Annotated in this window: 1 protein-coding gene; it reads right to left on the minus strand. The window is 62.5% G+C overall.

The window, feature by feature from the left end:
- Nucleotides 1-227 precede the first annotated feature (227 nt).
- A complete protein-coding gene (locus tag C1D09_RS04955) occupies nucleotides 228-4,007 on the minus strand; it encodes a vitamin B12-dependent ribonucleotide reductase (protein WP_143973261.1) in 3,780 nt (1,259 codons plus the stop codon).
- Nucleotides 4,008-4,282 lie beyond the last annotated feature (275 nt).

Genomic DNA, 4,282 nt, shown 5'->3' on the forward strand with positions numbered 1-4,282 from the left:
ATATAGACAATGTCGATGCCACGGTCATCAAAGCCGTCAACGATATACTCATCGACTTCTGGTTGAGGTAGCCCAAAGACAGTTTCTAACGCAAGTCTAGTGAATGCATCGCTGCGCGAGACGCTGGCGCTCTCACGTTCCCGTATGCCGCTTTCAACGACGCCGAAATCTAGGATTGTCGGCGTCGTTGCATTTCATTTACGACTTTTGGGCTCAATTAAATCCCCTCAGCTGCACCCGCTCGTGGCGCCGCACGTGTCGCACTTCTCACAGGTCCCGTTCCGCACCATCGTGAAATTCTGGCATTCGGAGCAGGAGTTGCCGGTGTAGCCTTGCAGCAGTGACCTGGCGCGGCGGTCGGCGGCAAGTTTCTTCGCTTCGGCGGCCTCATTGGCAGCGGCGTCGGTGAACAGCGCCGCCGTGGTGTCCGAAGTCTCCGAAACCGCTTCCTCGAAGGCGATGTCCTCGGCCAGTTCCTTGGCCCGCTCCTCATAGTCGCGCTTGTAGGCGACCGCCTCGTCGCTGGCTGGCTTCAGCGCCAGCACGTTGGAGCCGGAGAAGGCGGTCGGCGCCGAGCGGGCAGGCGTGCCTGTCGAGCCGCCGGCAAAGCCCTTCGGCTCGTTGCCGATTGCCCTCGACACCAGCTTCACCGGCGAACCGCGGGTCAGGCCCTTGGAAACGGCGTCGGTCTTGCCTTCGCTGATGCCCCGGCCAAGTGCGGTGTTGGAGAAGTCCGACTGGTCGACATGAGCGAGGTCGTTGCGGCCGAGATAGGAGATGGCCAGTTCGCGGAACACGTAGTCAAGGATCGACGTCGCGCTCTTGATGGCATCGTTGCCGATGACCATGCCGGCCGGCTCGAACTTGGTGAAGGTGAAGGCGTGCACATACTCGTCGAGCGGCACGCCGTATTGCAGGCCGAGCGAAATGGCGATGGCGAAATTGTTGAGAAGGCCACGCAGCGTCGCGCCTTCCTTGTTCATGTCGATGAAGATCTCGCCGAGGCGGCCATCATCATATTCGCCGGTGCGCAGGAAGATCGTGTTGCCACCGATCTTGGCCTTCTGCGTGTAACCCTTGCGGCGGCCAGGCAGCTTTTCCTGCTCGCGCGACACGCGTTCGATGATGCGCTCGACGATCCGCTCGGTGATCTGCGCCGCGCGCGCCGCCTGCGGGGCCGCGATCAGCTGCTCGACGGCGTCGTCCTCGTCCTCCTCGCCATCGGCGAGCAGCGAGGCGTTCAGCGGCTGCGACAGCTTCGAGCCGTCGCGGTAGAGCGCGTTGGCCTTCAGCGCCAGCTTCCACGACAGCATGTAGGCGCCCTTGGCGTCCTCAACCGTCGCGTCGTTGGGCATGTTGATGGTCTTGGAGATGGCGCCAGAGATGAAGGGCTGGGCTGCCGCCATCATCTGGATGTGGCTGTTGATCGACAGCGACCGCTTGCCGATCTTGCCGCAGGGGCTGGCGCAGTCGAACACGGCGAGGTGTTCGGCCTTGAGGAACGGCGCTCCTTCCAGCGTCATGGCACCGCAGACATGGATGTTGGCGGCCTCGATGTCCTTCCTGGAGAAGCCCATCGCCGGCAGCATCTCGAACGAGAAGTCGTTGAGCTGCTCGTCGGTGAACCCAAAAGTCTCCTTCACCCAGTCGGCGCCGAGCGTCCACTGGTTGAAGACGAACTTGATGTCGAAGGCTGACTTCAGCGCCGCATTGAGCGCGGCGATCTTGTCGTCGCTGAAACCCTTGGCCTTGAGCGAGCCGGGATTGATGCCGGGCGCCTGGTTGAGATTGCCGTGGCCGACCGCATAGGCCTCGATCTCGGCGATCTGGCTCTCGGAATAGCCGAGCGTGCGCAGCGCTTCCGGCACGGCGCGGTTGATGATCTTGAAGTAGCCGCCGCCGGCGAGCTTCTTGAACTTCACCAGCGCGAAGTCGGGCTCGATGCCGGTGGTGTCGCAATCCATGACGAGGCCGATCGTGCCGGTCGGCGCGATCACGGTTGCCTGCGCATTGCGGTAGCCATGCTCCTCGCCGAGCTCGATGGCGCGGTCCCAGGCGGCTCTCGCGTGTTCGGCGAGCGCCTGCTGCTTGAGGTCGGAGGCGACCAGCGGCACCGGATTGACGGCGAGCTTCTCATAGCCGTCCTTGTCGCCATAGGCGGCTCGGCGATGGTTGCGCATGACGCGCAGCATGTTCTGGGCGTTGCGGTCATAGTCGGGGAAGGCGCCCAGTTCCGAGGCCATCTCCGCCGAGGTGGAGTAGGCAACGCCAGTCATGATCGCGGTGAGCGCGGCGCAGATGGCGCGGCCCTCGTCGGAATCATAGGGAATGCCCGAGGTCATCAGCAGGCCGCCAATATTGGCGTAGCCGAGGCCGAGCGTGCGGTACTCGTAGGAGAGCTTGGCGATCTCCTTCGACGGGAACTGCGCCATCATCACCGAGATTTCGAGCACGATGGTCCACAGACGCACGGTATGCTCGTAGGCGGCGATGTCGATCGTGCCGTCGGCGTTGCGGTAGGGCAGCAGGTTGATCGAGGCGAGGTTGCAGGCCGTGTCGTCGAGGAACATGTATTCCGAGCACGGGTTGGAGGCCCGGATCGCACCGGCCGAAGCGCAGGTGTGCCAGTCGTTCATCGTCGTGTTGAAATGCAGGCCCGGATCCGCCGACGCCCAGGCGGCGTAGCCGATCTTTTCCCACAGGTCCCTGGCCTTCAGCGTCTTCAAGACCTTGCCGTCCTTGCGGGCGGTCAGATGCCAGTCGGCATCGTCCTCGACGGCGCGTAGGAAATTGTCCTTCAGCGACACCGAATTGTTGGAGTTCTGGCCCGATACCGTCAGGTAGGCATCCGAATCCCAGTCGGTGTCGTAGGTCTTGAACGACATCGAGGTGTAGCCCTGCTTGGCGAACTGGATGACCCGGTAGATGTAATTCTCCGGCACCGCCGACTTCTTGGCTGCCTTGATCTCGCGCTTCAGCGCCGTGTTGATGGCCGGATCGAAGCAGTCCTCGCCATTGCCTTCGCAATTGACGCAGGCCTTCATGATGGCTTCGAGGTGCTTCTTGACGATCTTGGAGCCGGTCACCAGCGAGGCGACCTTCTGCTCTTCATTGACCTTCCAGTCGATGAATTCCTCGATATCCGGGTGGTCGGCGTCGACAATGACCATTTTCGCCGCGCGGCGCGTCGTGCCGCCCGACTTGATGGCGCCCGCGGCACGGTCGCCGATCTTGAGGAAGCTCATCAGGCCGGACGAGCGGCCGCCGCCCGACAGCTTTTCGCCTTCGCCGCGCAGCAGCGAGAAGTTCGAACCGGTGCCCGAGCCATATTTGAACAGGCGCGCCTCGCGCACCCACAAATCCATGATGCCGCCCTCGTTGACCAGGTCGTCCTGCACGCCCTGGATGAAGCAGGCATGCGGCTGCGGGTGCTCGTAGGAGGACTTCGACTTGGTCAGCTTGCCGGTGAAGGGGTCGACATAGAAGTGGCCCTGGCTCGGACCGTCAATGCCGTATGCCCAGTGCAACCCAGTGTTGAACCATTGCGGCGAATTCGGCGCGACGCGCTGGGTGGCCAGCATATAGGCGAGCTCGTCGCGGAAAGCGCGCGCGTCTTCCTCCGACTTGAAGTAGCCGCCCTTCCAGCCCCAGTAGGTCCAGGTGCCGGCCAGCCGGTCGAAGACCTGGCGGGCGTCGATCTCGGAACCGTAGCGCTCGGCTTCCGGCAGCTTGGCCAGTTCGGCTTCGTCGGCGACGGAGCGCCACAGGAAGGAGGGGACGTCGTTCTCCCCGACCTTCTTCAGCCGCACGGGCACGCCGGCCTTGCGGAAATATTTCTGCGCCAGGATATCGGCGGCGACCTGGGAGAACTGCGCCGGCACATCGATGTTGTCGAGGCGGAACACCACCGAGCCATCCGGATTCTTGATCTCGGAAAGCGCCTTGCGGAATTCGATCTCCGCATAAGCCGATTGCCCTTGCTTGGTGAAGCGACGCTCGATGCGCATTGGTCCGGTCCTTTTGTCTATATATAGCGCTTTTCCCCAGGGATTTCTCCCCCTGATGCGAAACGCGCATGTCCGCCGTCTGCCGGCGTTCGAAAACGGCCGGCTCTCCATTCCGCGATCTCTCCCAGCACTTGCAGCCTGGGCTTCTCGTGAAGCCCCTGTCACAACGCGCCGGCGAACCCGCGGGGTCCCTCAAATCTGATTTTTTCGATTCCCTCACTGGAGGGAAATTCACACTATCTAGCGTCGAACCTACCTGCAAACACTAAATATAG

This window comes from Mesorhizobium intechi, from assembly GCF_002879535.1.
Taxonomy (GTDB): Bacteria; Pseudomonadota; Alphaproteobacteria; order Rhizobiales; family Rhizobiaceae; genus Mesorhizobium; species Mesorhizobium intechi.